The 15,183-nt window shown below is 74.6% G+C and carries 17 protein-coding genes; 9 read left to right on the forward strand and 8 right to left on the reverse strand.

The window, feature by feature from the left end; translation table 11 throughout:
• Nucleotides 1–23 precede the first annotated feature (23 nt).
• Nucleotides 24–680: a Crp/Fnr family transcriptional regulator gene (locus OG767_RS30605; RefSeq protein ID WP_405091548.1), complete on the reverse strand. Its 657-nt coding sequence runs from the start codon at nt 678–680 to the stop codon at nt 24–26.
• Nucleotides 681–904: 224 nt separating this feature from the next.
• Between OG767_RS30605 and OG767_RS30610 the strand changes: the two genes are divergently transcribed.
• Nucleotides 905–1,477, forward strand: a complete 573-nt coding sequence (locus OG767_RS30610; protein ID WP_405091549.1) for a Pycsar system effector family protein — start codon at nt 905–907, stop codon at nt 1,475–1,477.
• 15 nt (nt 1,478–1,492) lie between these two features.
• Here the strand turns inward: OG767_RS30610 and OG767_RS30615 are convergent, their stop codons facing one another.
• The 6 genes from OG767_RS30615 to OG767_RS30640 all read right to left on the reverse strand — a co-directional run bounded on the left by OG767_RS30615 (nt 1,493) and on the right by OG767_RS30640 (nt 6,880).
• A complete protein-coding gene (locus OG767_RS30615; RefSeq protein ID WP_107159556.1) occupies nt 1,493–2,671 on the reverse strand; it encodes a MarP family serine protease in 1,179 nt (392 codons plus the stop codon).
• Between the two features lie 76 nt (nt 2,672–2,747).
• Nucleotides 2,748–3,440 carry an NUDIX hydrolase gene (locus OG767_RS30620; protein ID WP_405091550.1) on the reverse strand — a complete coding sequence of 231 codons (693 nt, stop codon included), beginning with the start codon at nt 3,438–3,440 and terminating at the stop codon, nt 2,748–2,750.
• Nucleotides 3,437–4,039 (reverse strand): TlpA family protein disulfide reductase, encoded by a 603-nt coding sequence (locus OG767_RS30625; protein WP_405091551.1) that lies wholly within the window; start codon nt 4,037–4,039, stop codon nt 3,437–3,439. The genes OG767_RS30620 and OG767_RS30625 overlap by 4 nt, the downstream gene beginning before the upstream one ends.
• Entirely contained in the window at nt 4,036–4,815 is a 780-nt protein-coding gene (nth, locus tag OG767_RS30630; RefSeq protein WP_405091552.1) for an endonuclease III, read from the reverse strand. Before nth ends, OG767_RS30625 begins: the two co-directional genes overlap by 4 nt.
• Nucleotides 4,816–4,875: 60 nt before the next feature.
• Complete coding sequence (locus tag OG767_RS30635; protein ID WP_405091553.1) at nt 4,876–6,039, reverse strand: CapA family protein; 1,164 nt, start codon at nt 6,037–6,039, stop codon at nt 4,876–4,878.
• A gap of 136 nt (nt 6,040–6,175) precedes the next feature.
• The gene (locus OG767_RS30640) at nt 6,176–6,880 is read right to left on the reverse strand and encodes an adenosylcobinamide amidohydrolase (RefSeq protein ID WP_405094356.1); all 705 of its coding nucleotides are present in this window, start codon (nt 6,878–6,880) and stop codon (nt 6,176–6,178) included.
• 174 nt (nt 6,881–7,054) lie between these two features.
• On the opposite strand from OG767_RS30640, the gene OG767_RS30645 reads away from it, so the two are divergent.
• From OG767_RS30645 to OG767_RS30675, 7 genes are all read left to right on the forward strand, one after another.
• Nucleotides 7,055–7,732, forward strand: a complete 678-nt coding sequence (locus OG767_RS30645) for a Crp/Fnr family transcriptional regulator (RefSeq protein WP_007073398.1) — start codon at nt 7,055–7,057, stop codon at nt 7,730–7,732.
• Between the two features lie 183 nt (nt 7,733–7,915).
• Nucleotides 7,916–8,659: a metallophosphoesterase family protein gene (locus tag OG767_RS30650; protein ID WP_405091554.1), complete on the forward strand. Its 744-nt coding sequence runs from the start codon at nt 7,916–7,918 to the stop codon at nt 8,657–8,659.
• A 65-nt stretch (nt 8,660–8,724) separates the two neighbouring features.
• On the forward strand, nt 8,725–9,186 hold the full coding sequence (locus OG767_RS30655) for a glycosyltransferase (protein ID WP_107159567.1): 462 nt from the start codon (nt 8,725–8,727) through the stop codon (nt 9,184–9,186).
• A gap of 2 nt (nt 9,187–9,188) precedes the next feature.
• Complete coding sequence (locus OG767_RS30660) at nt 9,189–9,683, forward strand: hypothetical protein (RefSeq protein WP_405091555.1); 495 nt, start codon at nt 9,189–9,191, stop codon at nt 9,681–9,683.
• On the forward strand, nt 9,680–10,501 hold the full coding sequence (locus OG767_RS30665; RefSeq protein ID WP_405091556.1) for a class I SAM-dependent methyltransferase: 822 nt from the start codon (nt 9,680–9,682) through the stop codon (nt 10,499–10,501). The genes OG767_RS30660 and OG767_RS30665 overlap by 4 nt, the downstream gene beginning before the upstream one ends.
• 28 nt (nt 10,502–10,529) lie before the next feature.
• On the forward strand, nt 10,530–11,603 hold the full coding sequence (locus tag OG767_RS30670) for a radical SAM protein (protein ID WP_405091557.1): 1,074 nt from the start codon (nt 10,530–10,532) through the stop codon (nt 11,601–11,603).
• Nucleotides 11,604–11,607: 4 nt separating this feature from the next.
• Nucleotides 11,608–12,375, forward strand: coding sequence for a class I SAM-dependent methyltransferase (locus OG767_RS30675; RefSeq protein WP_405091558.1), 768 nt, complete (start codon nt 11,608–11,610; stop codon nt 12,373–12,375).
• 20 nt (nt 12,376–12,395) lie between these two features.
• Here the strand turns inward: OG767_RS30675 and OG767_RS30680 are convergent, their stop codons facing one another.
• On the reverse strand, nt 12,396–14,432 hold the full coding sequence (locus tag OG767_RS30680) for a DegT/DnrJ/EryC1/StrS family aminotransferase (protein WP_405091559.1): 2,037 nt from the start codon (nt 14,430–14,432) through the stop codon (nt 12,396–12,398).
• 121 nt (nt 14,433–14,553) lie between these two features.
• Between OG767_RS30680 and OG767_RS30685 the strand changes: the two genes are divergently transcribed.
• The gene (locus tag OG767_RS30685) at nt 14,554–15,168 is read left to right on the forward strand and encodes a TetR/AcrR family transcriptional regulator (RefSeq protein WP_107159578.1); all 615 of its coding nucleotides are present in this window, start codon (nt 14,554–14,556) and stop codon (nt 15,166–15,168) included.
• Nucleotides 15,169–15,183: the final 15 nt, after the last annotated feature.

Here is a 15,183-nt window from a genome sequence, read left to right on the forward strand (position 1 = left end):
CGGCAGTCGGCGCCCGCCACCGATCAGGCGGCCGGAAATTCGAGCATGGCGCGCAACCGGTGGAGATCCCGGACGATCAACGAGCGGTATCCCGTCTCGACCAGCCCGTCCAGGCGCAACACCCGCAGCGCCCGCTGCACCGTGTCCTCCGAGGCGCCGACCATCGCGGCAAGCTCGCCCTGCCGCAGCGGCAGCGGAATCCGGACGGCACCGGGTACGGCGGGTTCACCGGAGAGGACGGCGAGTTCGACGAGGACACTCACCAGCCGGGTCTGCAACGGCTGGGTGGCGAACTCGACCCGGCGCCGGTTCGCCGCCGCGAGCCGCTCCGCGACGACGGCCGCCACCTGCACGGCGGCCCCCGGGTTGCGGCCGAGGAAGTGGCGGAACACCGATGCCACGATCACGCGCGCCGTGACCGGCGAACACGCCACCACCGAGGCCTGACGTGGATGCCCACTGGTCGCCGCCAGCTCGCCCACCGTGTCCCCCGGGCCGCGTACCGCCAGGAGCGCCTGCCCCTCACCGGCGGCCATCGTCACCTTGGCGAAACCGCTGAGCAGGAGGAACACATGGCTGTCGTCCCGTCCCTCGTGGATCATCCGGGCCCCGTCGGCGTACCGCCGCACCGCCCCCAGCCCGAGCAGGTCGTCACGCACCGGCACCGGCAGTCGGCCCAACAGGCTCCCGGATCTCCACGGCGGAGTTGCTCTCAATCGTCGCCCCCAGTCCCCGGCCAGCCGATCAGGCAAGCATCTCGTCGCCCATCAGGCTGATTCATGGGCCGGACCGGCACAACCACGTACCGGCCGGCTTCGGAGCCGAAAGCAGGAGCAGTCACCGGCGCACCGGTCGCGTCCCCCCGAAAGCGGCCCGACGCGGCCCTGCGGAAAGGGCAAGGCCCATGCGACAAAAGACGTCCCGCCGCCCGGAACGGTCATCCGGGAGCGGACGACCGCCGATCCCGTCCGGTCCGTCGGACGTCGAGCACGCGTGGCGGGCGCTGACCGTGGCGTTGGAGATGGTGAAGCACGCGGAGACGAAGGCGGCAGCCACGCTGGCCGCCGCCGGCGTGCTGGGCGGGGTTCTCTACACCTTCGCGCAGCGCCTCGATCGCCCCGGACCGGCCCTCGTGGTGGCGGTGACCGGCGCGGCCGTCCTCCTCCTCTGTGCGGTGCTCGGTGCCGGGCTGGCGTTGCGTCCGAGGGCGGGCCCCCGCGGCGGACCGGTGAGTCTCCTCTACCACCAGAGCGTCGCGGACCTGTACCGGCGTGGCCCCGACGAGTACGTCGACGCGTTGCGGGGCCTGGTGCGGGACCCGGACGCCCTGATCCGAGCCGTCGCCACCCAGGTCTGGGTCAACGCACACGTGGCGAGCGCGAAGTACCGGTGGGGCAATCTGGGCGTGTTCGGTCTCCTCGGCGGCACCTGCCTGCTGGCCGTCGCCGCGGCGGTCGCCCGGCACGCGTCGGGCTGATCGGCCGGGCGTCGCTCAGGTGCAGTCGCCGGTGGCCACGCCTCGGGTACGCTCCGCGCCGGTCAGCGCCACCGACCGCGCCTCGGCGGCGGTCACCGCGAAGCCGGTGTTCGGGTCGTCCGCCGCCGCCGCGAAGATCACGCCGAGCACCAGCCCGTTCGAGGAGACCAGCGGGCCGCCGGAGTTGCCGCTGCGCACCAGCGCGCGGATCGTGTAGATCTCCCGCGTCACGTCCCCGGAGGAGTAGATGTCCGGCCCGGTGATCCGGTCGACGTCCCGCACCCGGGCCGGCCGGGCGTCGTACGGGCCGTCCAGGGGGAAGCCGAGCACGATCGCGTCCGCCCCGCTGGCCGCCGCACCGGCGGCGAAGCGCAGCGACGGCCCGGGCAGCCCGGGCACGTAGAGCACGGCCAGGTCCCGATCCGGGTCGTAGACCACCACCTCGCCGTCGTACCGCTCGCCGCGCAGTTCCACCGCCACCGACCGGGTGCCGGCCACCACGTGCGCGTTGGTCATCACCCGGTCGTCGGCGTAGACGAAGCCGGAGCCCTCGATCCGGCGGGAGCAGCTCGGCGCGGAGCCGAGCACCTTCACCACGGACCGCTTGCTGTTCTGCACCACCTGGGAGTTGGCCAGCGCCGGGTCGGGCGGCGAGACCTGCCGGGCGTTGGTGCTGCCCAGGCCGTTGAACACATCGGGGAAGCCGTTGGTGTCGACGGTGTCCCGCAGGGCGGTGGAGAGTTCCTGGGCCCGGTCGGGCAGCACCCGGTCCACCACGGTGAGCAACGCGCTGTCCTTGACCGAGGCGGCCAGCCAGGGCACCGACGAGGAACCCAGCGGCACCGCGACCAGCCAGGCCACCAGCATGACCGCGATGACCGAGATGAACGCGCCACCGACGTCGTCGACCTTCTTGCCGGCCGGGCCGGTGATGGCCGCGCGCAGGTTGGAGCCGAGCCAGCCGGCCAGCGCCTGCCCCAGCACGGCGAGCCCGAAGATCGCCACCAGGGAGATCAGCACCCGGGTGCCGCTGGACGCGAACTGCCGGGCGATCAGCGGGCCGACCTGGAGGCCGAGCAACGCGCCCAGGAAGAAGCCCGAGAACGACAGCGCTCCGACGACGAAGCCCTGGCGGTATCCGCTGATCGCGAACACGAGCATGAGCAGGAGCAGGACGAGATCCACGGCGGACACGCCCCAAGGGTACGGGCACCGGGCCCGTGGCCCGCTCAGCGCTCGCTGAACGTGACCTGAGGATGCGTGCGGGTGATCAGCGCACCGGGCTCTCGTCGGCCGCGTCGGTGCCGGCCGAGGGGGCCGGGGTGGCGCCGACCGGCGGCAGCTCCCACACCCGCGAGCGGGGCCAGGGCCGGGCCCAGCCGCCCATCTCCAACAGTCGGTCGATCACGCCGCCGGTGAAACCCCAGACCAGCATGCCGCGGACCGAGAACGCGGGGCCGATCCAGCCGCTGGGATGGCGTACCCGCATGCGGTTGTCCGGGTCGACCAGCTCGGCGACCGGCAGTCGGGCGACGTGCGCGACCTCGGCCGGCTCGCGCGGGTGGACCGGGTGCGGGTCGTGCCACCAGGCGAGCACCGGGGTCACCACGAAGTCGCTGACCGGGATCCACAGCCGGGGCAGTTCGGCCAACACGGTGACACTGGCCGGGTCGAGGTCGACCTCCTCGTTCGCCTCGCGCAGCGCGGTGGCGCGGGCGTCGGCGTCCTCCGGGTCGGCCGCGCCGCCGGGGAAGGCCGGCTGCCCGGCGTGGTTGCGCAGCGTCGCGGCGCGCTGGAGGACCAACATGTCCGGCCCGGCGCCGGGCTCCTCGCCGAGCAGCACCAGCACGGCGCTCTCCCGGCCGCCGGTCTCCGGCGTGGCGAGCTGGGTGAAGTCCTCGGCCCGGGCGCTGCCGAGCCGGCCCAGCAGCGGGTCCAGCCATCCGGGCGGCGTCCGGGTCACACCCGCACCCCGAGATGCGTGCGGACGAGCGCGGCGAGGCGGGCGTCGTCGAGCGCGCCGGTGCCGTCGATGTGCCGGATCCGGCCGTCCGCGTCGACCAGGACGGTCAACGGGAACGCGCTGCGTTCGAGCGCGCGCTCGAACGCGTCGCCCTGGTCGAGCAGCATCGGGAAGTCGATGCCGAAGTCCTCGCCGAGGGACTGCGCGCCGCCGCGGCTGTCCCGGCTGTTCACCCCGATCACCTGGAACCGGCCGTCGGCCCGGTCACTGAGCCGCTGGAACGCGGGCAGCTCCTTGCGGCAGGGCGGACACCAGGACGCCCACACGTTGATCACGGCGGGGCCCTTCACGTCGCGCAGCTTCACCGGCGCGCCGCCGGTGAAGCAGTTGAGCGCCAGGTCGGGCAGCGGATCACCGGGCTTGCCGGCCGGCGACGGCGCGGCCGAGGCCGGCACCGCGGTCAGCGGGGCGCAGTCGGCGAACGGCGAGGGTCGCTCCGCGCGGGTGGCCGACGCCGGGCCGGCCGGCTCCTCGGCCGTTGCGGTGCAGCCCGCCGCCAGCAGCAGGGGGACGAGCAGGAACGCGAGCCGGCGGGTCACGGCACGTCCGCCACGGTCGCCTGCTGCGGCACCAGGTCCGGGTCGAGGCCGACGGCCGCCGCGAGGTCCCGCGCGCGAGGGCCCTTCAGCAGCTTGGCCGCGGCGGCCGGCTCGGTCGGCCCGGTGCCGTACGCGGGGCAGAGCTTCGCCAGCGTGCACGCGCCGCAGGCCGGCTTGCGGGCGTGGCAGACCCGACGGCCGTGGAAGATGATCCGGTGCGACAGCATGGTCCAGTCCCGCTTGGGGTAGCGCAAGCCGATCGCGTGCTCGATCTTGACCGGGTCGGTCTCGGTGGTCAGCTCCCACCGCTGCACCAGCCGCTGGAAGTGGGTGTCGACGGTGATGCCCGGAACGTCGAACGCGTTGCCGAGGATCACGTTCGCGGTCTTGCGCCCGATCCCCGGCAGGGTGACCAGGTCGGCCAGCCGGCCGGGCACCTCGCCGTCGTACCGCTCGCAGAGCGCGCGGCCCAGGTTGATCAGCGAGCTGGTCTTGTTGCGGTAGAAACCGGTGGGCCGGATCAGCTCCTCCAGCTCGACGCGGTCCGCCCCGGCGTAGTCGGCGGCGGTGCGGTAGCGGGCGAACAGCTTCGGCGTGACCTCGTTGACCTTCTTGTCGGTGCACTGGGCGGACAGGATCGTGGCGACCGCCAGCTCCAGCGCGTTGCCGTGGTCGAGTTCACAGTGCGCGTCGGGGTGGGTCTCGGTCAGCACCCGCCCGATGCGGCGGGCCCGACGCGTACGGCCGAGGTCGGTCTCGGGGGAGCGCGTGGTCACGCCGGCCAGCCTACGTCGCGGGGCCGACGCCCCGGTGGGTCGACGCGGGTGGTCGTGCGCTCAGCCACCCGCCGGGGCGCTGATCTTGCCGCTCGCGTCGAGCTTCGCGCCGGTGTCCGGGAAGTCCGCCCGGGTCACCTCGCGCACCAGCCCGAGGCCGCGGTCCTGCCGGTCGACGGAGGGCCGGCCGACGCCGCTCATCACGGTGGAGGTGAACGTGCCGCCGACGAATCGGCCCTCGGCGGTGAGCGACACCTTGAGCACCCCGCCCCAGCCGAGCCGGCCGGTGCTCTGCAACGACTTCCCGCCGCCGGCGAAGTTGCCCAGGCTGTAGGCGATCAGCTTGCCCTGGTAGAACTCCAGGCCCCGCAGCACGTGCGGGCCGTGCCCGATCACCAGGTCCGCGCCGGCGTCGATCACGGTACGGGCGAAACGCATCGGGTCGCCCCGGTTCTCCCCGACGTACATCTCGGTGCCGGGCTTGACCCGGGTCTTGTCCGCGCCCTCGGCGCCCATGTGCACCTGCACCACCACGAGCTTGGCCATCCCCTTGGCCATCTCGATGACCTGCTTGGCGGCGTTCAGGTCGATCAGGCTGTTCGACCAGGGGTACGACGAGAAGCCGACCACTGCCACCTTGACGCCCTTGACGTCCACGACGGTGATCTCGCCGGGCGCGCCGGTGTGCTTGAGGCCGTGCGCCTCCAGCGCCGACTGGGTGTTCTCGTAGCCCTGCTGGCCGTAGTCGTTGCCGTGGTTGTTGGCCTGGTTGAGCAGTTGGAAACCGGCCGAGCGCAGGTGCGCGGCGTAGCCGGGCGGCGCCCGGAACTGGTAGCAGTTCTGCGGGTTCGGGCCGCACTTGCCGGCGCCGGTGTCGTCGGTGAGCGGCTCCTCCAGGTTGCCCATCACCAGGTCGCCCTTGAGCGCGGACTTCACGTCGTCGAAGAAGCCCTTGCCGCCGTTGGGCGGCAGCCGGTTCGGCGCGTTCCCCATGATCACGTCACCGGTCGCGGTCAGCGAGATCGACGGCTCGGTCGACTCGCCGGAGGCGGCCGGCTGGTCGCCGGACGCGGGCCCGGCCGAGCCGGTCGACCCGCCGCCCTGCCCGGTCTGCCAGAGCGGGCCGTCGCCGCCGCCGGAGTCCGAGCAGCCGGCGGCGAGCAGGACCGCGAAGAGCGCGGCGAGCGCGGCGAGGCGCGGTCGGGGGACAGCACGGCGCGGCACGGGACCGACCTGGTGGGGGCCGGTGGTGCGGCGGGAACGGGGCACAGAGTGGGCGGAAGCGTACATCGTCGGCGACGCTACCGCCCCGGGGACGCCGCGACGAGGGCCGAATGGTCGGAATACCGGTCTGCGCACGTCAGCCGGCCCGCCGGTCGGACCAGGGCACGACCGGGCCGGCGCCGCCGGCGCGCACGGCGGCGTGCACGGCCCGGGCCAGCGGGGCGCCCCAGGTCGAGCGCGGGCCGCCGTACGGGGCCGGCGTGCCGTCGGCCGGGCAGAGCACGGTGACCGCGTCGGTGGCGGTGCCGGTGGCCGGCAACCCCAGCTCCCAGATCGCCTGCGCCTTCGCCTCGGTGGCGGTGGCCACCGCGTTGACCAGCGCGGCGTCCCCGAGCCGGACCGGCACGTGCACCACGATGTTGACGGTGCCGACCCGGGGGGCCGGCGCGGGCCCGGCCGGCGTGTCCTCGGCGGTGGCCCGGTCGCCGCCGGCCGACGCGGGTGCGGCGGCCCAGACGGGGGTGCCCAGGCCGACCGTCGCCCAGACCCGGACGCCGTCGTCGCTGCGGTGCACCACCTCGGTCACGTCCACGCCGGTGAGCAGCCCGACCCCGGGCCCGCCCAGGTCCAGGTCGCGGGCGAGTTCGGCCAGGTGGGCGGCGGGGTCGTCCCGGTCGTACGTCATCGGCACGGTCGCGTTGACCACCCACCGGCGGACGCCGATCCCCCCGCCCAACGGGGCGGAGCCGACCGCCAGCAGCGGCGTCTCGGCCCGCCAGACGAGCAGCGGGATGTCCCACCCGGCTTCGGACCGGCTGGTCAGGATCGGCTCGCACAGCACGCCGGTCACCTTACGATCAGGTGGGGACCGGCGGCGCCCGGCCCGGCGTCGCGGGGCCGGATCCAGGGGTGCACCTCCGATTCCTGCTCATGTGCGCCTAGACTGGCGGCGCGCGAGGGATCAGCGGACGGCGGACCCGGGCCGACGGACGGCACGCGCAGGCGGAGGTGCGCGATGGACGAGGTACTGGCCCGCAGCGGGATCTTCCAGGGTGTCGACCCGGAGGCTGCCGAGGCGCTCGCCAAGGAGATGGAGACGATCGAGGTCCGCAAGGGCGAGGTCGTCTTCAACGAGGGCGAGCCCGGTGACAGTCTCTACATCCTCCTGTCCGGCAAGATCAAGGTGGGTCGCCGCGCGGCGGACGGCCGGCAGAACCTGATCGCCGTGATGGGCCCGTCGGACATGGTCGGCGAGTTGTCGCTGTTCGACCCCGGCCCGCGGACGGCGACCGCCACGGCGGTCACCGACACCCGGCTGGTCCGGCTGCGCAAGCAGGCCCTGCGGCCGTGGCTCAACAACCGGCCCGAGATCGCCGAGCAGCTCCTGCGGGTGCTGGCCCGCAGGCTGCGCCGGACGAACGACTCGCTCGCCGACCTGATCTTCACGGACGTGCCCGGCCGGGTCGCCAAGAACCTGCTCCAGATGGCCGGCCGGTTCGGCACCCGCGACGGCGGCGTGCTGCGGGTGACCCACGACCTCACCCAGGAGGAGATCGCCCAGCTCGTCGGCGCCTCCCGGGAGACCGTCAACAAGGCGCTCGCCGACTTCGCCTCACGCGGCTGGCTGCGACTGGACGGCAAGAGCATCATCATCCTCGACCCGGAGCGCCTGGCCCGTCGCGCGCGGGTCTGACCTCCCGCACCTCCACCCGGCTCCCCGGCCCGGCCCGCCCCACGCGGTCCGGGCCGGCGCCGTCTCTGCCGTTCGCGCGGTCCGGACCGTCTCTGCCGTGGTCGCGCGGGCCGGGGCCGGCGCCGTCTCTGCCCGGCGCAGAATTCCTGGACGTCCCCGGCGGCCGACGTCCAGGCTGGGCCGATGATCGAACGCGTCGCCGTCCTCTCCGACATCCACGGTGTGCTGCCGGCGCTGGAGGCCGTCCTGGCCGAGCCGGACGTGGCCGCCGCCGAGCTGATCGTGCTCACCGGTGACCTCGCGTCCGGCCCGCAGCCGGTGGAGGTGCTGGACCGGCTCGCCGCGCTCGGCGACCGCGCCCGCTGGGTCGGCGGGAACGGCGAGCGGGAGCTGGTCGAGGCACGGGCCGGGAAACCGTCGGAGTTCGAGGTCGCCAACTGGGCCGCCGCGCAGCTCCGGGACGACCAGGTGGACCGGCTGGCCGCGCTGCCACCGCACGTCACGCTGCCGGTGGCCGGGCTCGGCGACGTGCTGTTCTGCCACGCGACGCCCCGCGACGACGAGGAGGTCGTACTCGTCGACTCGCGGCCGGAGCGCTGGGCCGAGGTCTTCGCCGGCCTGCCGGCCGAGGTCGGCACCGTGGTCTGCGGGCACACCCACATGCCGTACGCCCGGTTGGTCGACCGTCGCCTGGTGGTCAACCCGGGCAGTGTCGGCATGCCGTACGGGGGCGCGGGCGCCTGGTGGGCGCTGCTCGGTCCGGGGGTGCAGTTGCGCCGCACCCGGTTCGACGTGGACGCCGCCTGCGCCGAGGTGGTCGCCGGGTCCGGCTTCCCGGAGGCGGCGCAGTGGGTCGACGAGTACCTGCGCGGCGGATACTCCGACCTGGACGCGCTCACCGCCTTCGGCCCCCGGGACGGTCGCTGACGGGTACCCGACGTCCACGCTGGACGGGGGCGTCCTGAGCCGCGACTCTGCGATAGCGTGGCCTGATGGGACGGCGGTACCGGGTGCTTCTCGTCTCCAGCAGCGGTGGCGTCCTGCTGGATCTGCTGGCGCTCCGCCCCTGGTGGGCACGGCACGATCCGGTCTGGGTCGCGGTCCGGGCCCCCGACACCGAGGTGGCGTTGGCCGGGCAGCGGGTGCACTGGCAGCCCGAGTTGTCGACCCGCACCCGGCTGCGGGTGCTGCCGGCGACCTGGCGGGCGCTGCGGCTGCTGCGCCGCGAGCGACCCGACGTGGTGGTGTCGGCCGGCACCGGCGTGGCCGTCGGCGTCTTCCTCGCCGCCCGCCTGCTCCGGGTGCCGTCGCTGTGGTTGGAGACGTTCAACATGACCGGGCCCGCCGGCTCCGCCGCCCGGCTCTGCTCCCGGCTCGCCGCCGCGGTGCTGGTGCAGCGTCCCGCCCTGCTGGCGTCCCGCCCCCGCGCGGTGCTCATCGGGGAGCTCTACTGACCATGGCCCGCGTCCTGGTCACCGTCGGCATGGGTCCGTGGCCGTTCGACCGCCTGGTCCACGGCGTCGCGCCGCTCTGCGCCGCGCACGAGGTGTTCGTCCAGACCGGCACGTCGACCGTGACGCCGCCGTGCCCGCACGAGGCGTTCCTGCCCCTGGACGACCTGCGCGAGCGGCTCGCCGCCGCCGACGTGGTGATCACCCACGCGGGGAACACCGTGCGCCTGGTCCAGCGGCTCGGCCGGGTGCCGGTGGCGGTGGCCCGGGAGGCGGCGCGGGGCGAGATGGGCAACGACCACCAGGTCGCCTACCTGCGCGACGAGGAGCGTTCCGGCCGGGTGATCGCGGTGTGGGACGCGGCCGACCTGCCGGCCGTGGTGGCCGCGCACCCCGAGCGGCAGCGGCGGTTGCTGGCCGAGCGGCCACTGCCCGGCGCGGTTGACGGCGCCCGGTTGGCCGCCACGTTGGACGCGCTCTGCGCCCGGCTGGTCCGATGAGCCGGGCCGACGAGCGCCCGGCCGGTCCGACGAACCGGGCCGACGAGGCGACCCGCCGAGCGGGCCGGCAGCCCTTCGCCACCCACCCGCTGCGCCGGTACGCGTTCGCCTGGTCCGCGCTGGCCGGCCGCACCGGCCGACACCTCGACCTGGGCTGCGGCCCCGGGGACTTCCTCGCCGCGCTGCACGAACACGGCACCGTGACCTGCGAGGGCGCCGACCCGCACCCCGGTTACCTCGCCGGGCTGGCCGCCCGCCACCCCGACCTGCCGCTGCACCGGCTGCGGGTCGGTCGGCCGCTGCCGTTCACCGACTGCCGCTTCGACTCGGTCAGTCTGCTCGACGTGCTGGAGCACGTGCCCGACGAGGCCGCGCTGCTCGCCGAGACGCACCGGGTGCTCGTCCCCGGTGGGCTGCTGGTGCTCACCGTGCCGCGCCGGCACGTGTTCAGCTTCCTCGACCCCGACAACGCGAAGTTCGACTTCCCCCGGCTGCACCGTCGCATCTACTCGTGGCGGTTCGGGTCGCAGGTCTGGCAGAGCCGGTTCGCGGATCTCTCGAACGACCTGCGCGGGGACATGTCGGTCGGCCGGGACCGGCACACCAACTACCGCACCGCCGACCTGCTCGACCTGCTGCGCGCGGCCGGTTTCGCGCCGACCACGGTGACCGGCGCCAACCTGTTCTGGCGGTGGTTGCAGATCCCGGCGCTGCTCACCGGCGGGCCGGTACGCCGCCTGCTGGAGCGCGGCATCCACCTCGACGGCCGGCTGTTCCGCGCGGCCAACCTCTTCGTCGTCGCCCGGAGGCAGCCGTGAGCATCACCCACCCCGTCCGGAGGCAGCCGTGAGCGTGGCCGACACCGCGCGGCTGGCCTGGTTCTTCGGCCGGCTCGCCATCAAGGAGCGGGTCGCGCCCCGGCTGCACGTCCGGCCGCTGGTCGCCGAGCTGTTCCTCACCGACAACTGCAACCTGCGCTGCACGAGCTGCGGCTGCTGGACCACCAACACCAAGGGTGAGCTGTCCACCGAGGAGTGGCGGGACGTGCTGCGCCAACTCGTCGCGATGCGCATCCACAAGGTGAACTTCACCGGCGGCGAGCCGTTGATCCGGCCGGACGCGGTGACCCTGATGGCGTACGCGCGCGAGGTGGGCGTCCGCCACCTGCACCTGAACACCAACGGCATCCGGCTCACCCCGCCCGTCCTCGACGAGGTGCTCGCCGCGGGCGTACGCAGCTTCAACGTCTCGGTCGACGGCCCGACGGCGCTGGTGCACGACCGGATCCGGGGCCGGCTCGGCGCGTTCGAGACGACCACCCGGCACCTGCGGAACCTGATCGCGGAGCGCGACCGGCTCGGCCTGAAGGTGCGGATGAACTTCACCGTCATGCGGGACAACGTGGACAGCCTGCCCGGCATCGCGGCGCTGGCCCAGGAGCTGGGCGTGGCGCTCTATCTCAACCTGGTCACCGACCGGACGTTCCTGTTCCGCACCGACGCGGTCACCGGGCAGACCGACGTGGCGGGCGACCGGCTCGACGTGGCGCTGGCCGAGTTGGAGGCGATGGCCCGGGCGGACCAGCGGTGGTTGCCGCGCTACTCGGAGCTGCGGTACCTGCGCGGGCACTTCGACGATCTCGTACAACGGGACCTGCCCTGCGCCGAGTCGCAGCTCAAGCTGATGGTGCACTCCCGGGGCGAGATCGGCGGCTGCTGGGCGCACGACCCGACCGCCTCGGTCCGGCAGCGCCCGATCACCGAGATCGTCGACGCCCCGGAGTACCGCGCCGAGCACGCGCGACTGTTCCGCAAGGAGTGCGTCGGCTGCGGCAGCAACTACAGCCTCAACCTGCGCTGGCGGCCGGGCACCTACCTGGCCGACCGGCAGTGGCGGCGCGGGCGGCGCAGCCTTGTCTGAGCCGATGCGCCCGAGCCAGCCGCTGTACGACGCGCTGGCACCCGGCTATGAGGAGCACTTCGCGGTGCCGCACCGGCGCGCGTACGACGATCTGGCGTGGGAGCGGGTCAGCGCGCTGCTGCCGCCCGACGGCCCGGTGGTGGACGCCGGCTGCGGCGTGGGCCGCTGGGCCCGACGCCTGCTCGACCTGGGCCATCCGGTGACCGGCGTGGAGCAGGCCCCGGGGATGGTCGCCGAGCTGCGTCGCCGCCCGCCCGGTCCCGGCTTCACGCTTGTCGAGGGCTCGATGACGGAGGTGACGCTGCCCGCCACGGCAGGCGCGGTGCTGGCGATGGGTTCGCTGCAGTACACCGCCGATCCCGAGCGGGCGGTCCGGCACCTGGCCGGCTGGCTGCGTCCGGGCGGGGTGCTGGCCGTGCTCGTCGACTCGCTGGTGGGCCTGGTGCTGGAGCTGGTCGGTGCCGGCCGGGACGACGAGGCGGTGGACCGGTTGGCCCGGCGCCGGGGCGTCTGGCGGGCCGACGGGCACGCCGCCGACCTGCACCTGCTGGACCGCGCCCGGTTGGCAGCCGCGTTCACCGCCGCCGGCCTGGTCGAGGTCCGCAGCGCCGGGTTGCTGGTCAGCGCCGGGCCGTTGGGCCGGGCGGGGCTGGCCGGGCGGCTCGCCGCCGACCGGGACGCGCTGCTGGCGTTGGAGCGCCGGCTCGGCGACGACCCGGTCCTCGCCGACGCCGGCAAGCAACTGCTGGTGACCGGCCGTCGCCCGGCCTGACCACCCGGTGCCGGCGAGGTTCAGCCCAGGCAGCGGCGCAGCGCGGCGATCACCCGTTCCGCCTGCTCCACGGTGAGTTCCGACGACATCGGCAGCGCGAGCGCCTCGGCGTCCAGCCGGTCGGTCACCGGCAGCCGTTCGCCGCCGCCGAGCGGGCCGCGGTGGATCGCCGCGAAGTAGGGCTTGGTCTGCACGCCGAGCGCGGCCAGCGCGTCCGCCACCCGGTCCCGGTCGGCGATCCGGGCCACCCAGTGCACCCAGCAGTGCCGGTCTCCCGGGCGGACCCGCTGGAACTCCACCGGCAGGGTGCGGGCGGCGGCGGCGTACACCTCGGCCACCTCGCCCCGCCGGCGGACCAGCGTGTCCAGCTCCGCGAGCTGGTCGACCGCGACGACGGCGTGCAGCTCGTTCATCAGCTCCGAGCGGGTCCAGCCGGCCGGCGCGGCGAGCACCGCCTCGGCGGCGTCGGCGGGCAGCACCAGAGCGCCGCCGGCCCCACCGGCGGAGACCACCTTGGCGAAGCTCATCGAGTACGAGTGGGCCAGCGCCTGCTGTGCCACCGGGCGGCCCCGGTGCAGGCTGCCGAGGGCGGCGGCGGAGTCGGCCAGCAGCGCCACGCCGGCGGGGTCGCAGACCGCCCGCAGGGCCGGGTAGTCGCACGGGTTGCCGAAGGTGTCCACGCCGAGCACCACGCGTACGCCGCCCCGCGCGACGGCGGTGGCGACGGCCGCCGGGTCGAGCGTCCAGGTCGCGGCGTCCACGTCGACGAAGCGCAGCGCGTACCCGAGCTGGACCAGGATCTCCGCCGTCGCGGGAAACGTGTACGACGGCAGCACCGCCACGTCGCCGGGCCGGGCCGGGCCGACGGTGGCGGCCACCATGATCCGTAGTGCGGCGGTGCCGGACGCGGTGAGCAACACCCGGTGGTCGTCGTCGAGTTCCAGCTCCTTGCCCAGTCGTTCGGTCAGCTCCCGCGTCCACCGGTTGCCGTGCTTGACCTCGCCGCTGGTGAGCGCCGCCTGCTGGCGGTCGGCCACCAGGTCGGGGTGGGCGGGCAGCGGCGGCACGACGACCGGCAGCGGCGGCCGGAACACGGGTGCCCGGTCGGCGTCCACCGCGGCGACCAGTTCCGCCAGGCCCTGGCGGAGCGGCGGCACGCGGTGACCGGCGGCGGTCAGCTTGTCGGTGACCACCAGGCCGGAGCTGTCCGGTGTACGCCGGGGTGTGGTCAGCAGCGGCGCCGACGACCCGCACAGGTCACGGATCCAGGTGGCGAGGTCGACCAGGGACACCGGCTCCCCGCCGACGTTCCAGACGCCGGGGCCGATCCCGTCGAGCAGCACCCGGGCGAGGGCGTCGGCGGGCAGGAAGCTGCGTACGGCGTCCGCGGTGACCGGCAGCGGCAGCCCCTGGCGGGCCCGGCGGACCAGCCGGGTGGCGACCCGGTGCTGTCCCGCGCCGAAGGCGTTCGCGAGTCGGAGCACGGTCAGCCGGTCGGGGTCGACCGCGCCGGCGACGAGCCGTTCCTGGGCGAGCTTCGCCATCGCGTACGTCCACCGGCCGGTCGGGTCGGCGTCGGCCATGGTCCGGGCCAGCGGGGCGGCCCGCCAGGGCGGGCAGGGCGTCCGGGCCAGTTCGCGGGCGGCGGCGCACCAGTCGTCGAGTTCCTCGACGGACCACGGCAGGTCGGGCGGGGTCTCCTCGGTCAGCGGACCGGCCGCGGCGCCGTACACCTCGACGGAGGAGGTGAGCACCACCTGGCGTCCGGCCAGCCGGGGCAGCAGCCGGGCGGTGCTGATCGCGTTGTCGAGCGGCAGCGTCCAGGGCCGGCGGGGGCGCGGCTCGCTGGCGCCGAGCAGCACCACGACGAGGCCGGGCGGCAGCTCGGGTGGGTCGTCGACCAGCAGGTCGACGCGGATCCAGTCGGGCGCGCCGGTGTTCGTGCCGGCTGGCGGATGCCGGTCCACGACGGTCACCCGCGCACCGGCGGCCAGCAGTGCCTCGGCGGTCGCGGCGCCCAGGAAACCGGACCCGCCGACCAGCACGAATTCATCCATCGTCGTGCCTCCCCGTGAACCGAGCACAGTATCGCGGAACGGACCGTCCGAGGGGTGTCGGATAGCGGCGGCAGAAAAAGTCAGGCTTGACTGTTTGTTTCCCGGGCGGGACGCTGTCCCCGTGCCCACCGCACCGACCCGCGTCCCGCAGCAGGAACGCAGCCGCGCCACCCAGGCCCGGCTGCTGGAGGCGACCGTCGAGTGCCTGGTGGAACACGGCTGGTCCGGCACCACGACCACGGTGGTGGCCGCCCGGGCCGGCGTCTCCCGAGGCGCCCAGCTGCACCACTACCCCACCAAGGCCGCCCTGGTCACCGCCGCCGTCGCCCATCTCGCCGAACGCCGGGCGGTGGAGCTGCGCACCGAGGCGGACGCGCTGCCGGCCGGCCCGCGACGGCTGGACCGGGTGATCGACCTGCTCGGCGCCGCCTTCACCGGGCCGCTCTTCGTCGCCGCCCTCGAACTCTGGGTCGCCGCCCGCACCGACGCCGAGCTGCGCGACGCGCTGGTGCCGCTGGAGGCCACGGTGGGCCGGGAGATGCACCGGCTCACCGTCGAGCTGCTCGGCGTGGACGAACGCCGGCCCGGCATCCGCGAGGCCGTGCAGGCCACCCTCGACCTGCTCCGCGGGCTGGGCGTGGCCAACCTGCTCAGCGACGACTCACCCCGCCGCACCGCCCTGCTGCGGATGTGGAAGCGCCAACTCGCCACCCTGCTCACCCCCGACGCCCCCTGACCGGCCCACCCGCCC

This window comes from Micromonospora sp. NBC_01392 (assembly GCF_045040125.1).
Lineage (GTDB): Bacteria > Actinomycetota > Actinomycetes > Mycobacteriales > Micromonosporaceae > Micromonospora.

Coding starts and splice junctions, on each gene's coding strand:
- OG767_RS30665 (WP_405091556.1), top strand. CDS start 9,680: ATGAGCCGGGCCGACGAGCGCCCGGCCGGTCCGACGAACCGGGCCGAC.
- OG767_RS30610 (WP_405091549.1), top strand. CDS start 905: ATGCGACAAAAGACGTCCCGCCGCCCGGAACGGTCATCCGGGAGCGGA.
- OG767_RS30680 (WP_405091559.1), bottom strand. CDS start 14,432: ATGGATGAATTCGTGCTGGTCGGCGGGTCCGGTTTCCTGGGCGCCGCG.
- OG767_RS30675 (WP_405091558.1), top strand. CDS start 11,608: ATGCGCCCGAGCCAGCCGCTGTACGACGCGCTGGCACCCGGCTATGAG.
- OG767_RS30645 (WP_007073398.1), top strand. CDS start 7,055: ATGGACGAGGTACTGGCCCGCAGCGGGATCTTCCAGGGTGTCGACCCG.
- OG767_RS30655 (WP_107159567.1), top strand. CDS start 8,725: ATGGGACGGCGGTACCGGGTGCTTCTCGTCTCCAGCAGCGGTGGCGTC.
- OG767_RS30650 (WP_405091554.1), top strand. CDS start 7,916: ATGATCGAACGCGTCGCCGTCCTCTCCGACATCCACGGTGTGCTGCCG.
- OG767_RS30660 (WP_405091555.1), top strand. CDS start 9,189: ATGGCCCGCGTCCTGGTCACCGTCGGCATGGGTCCGTGGCCGTTCGAC.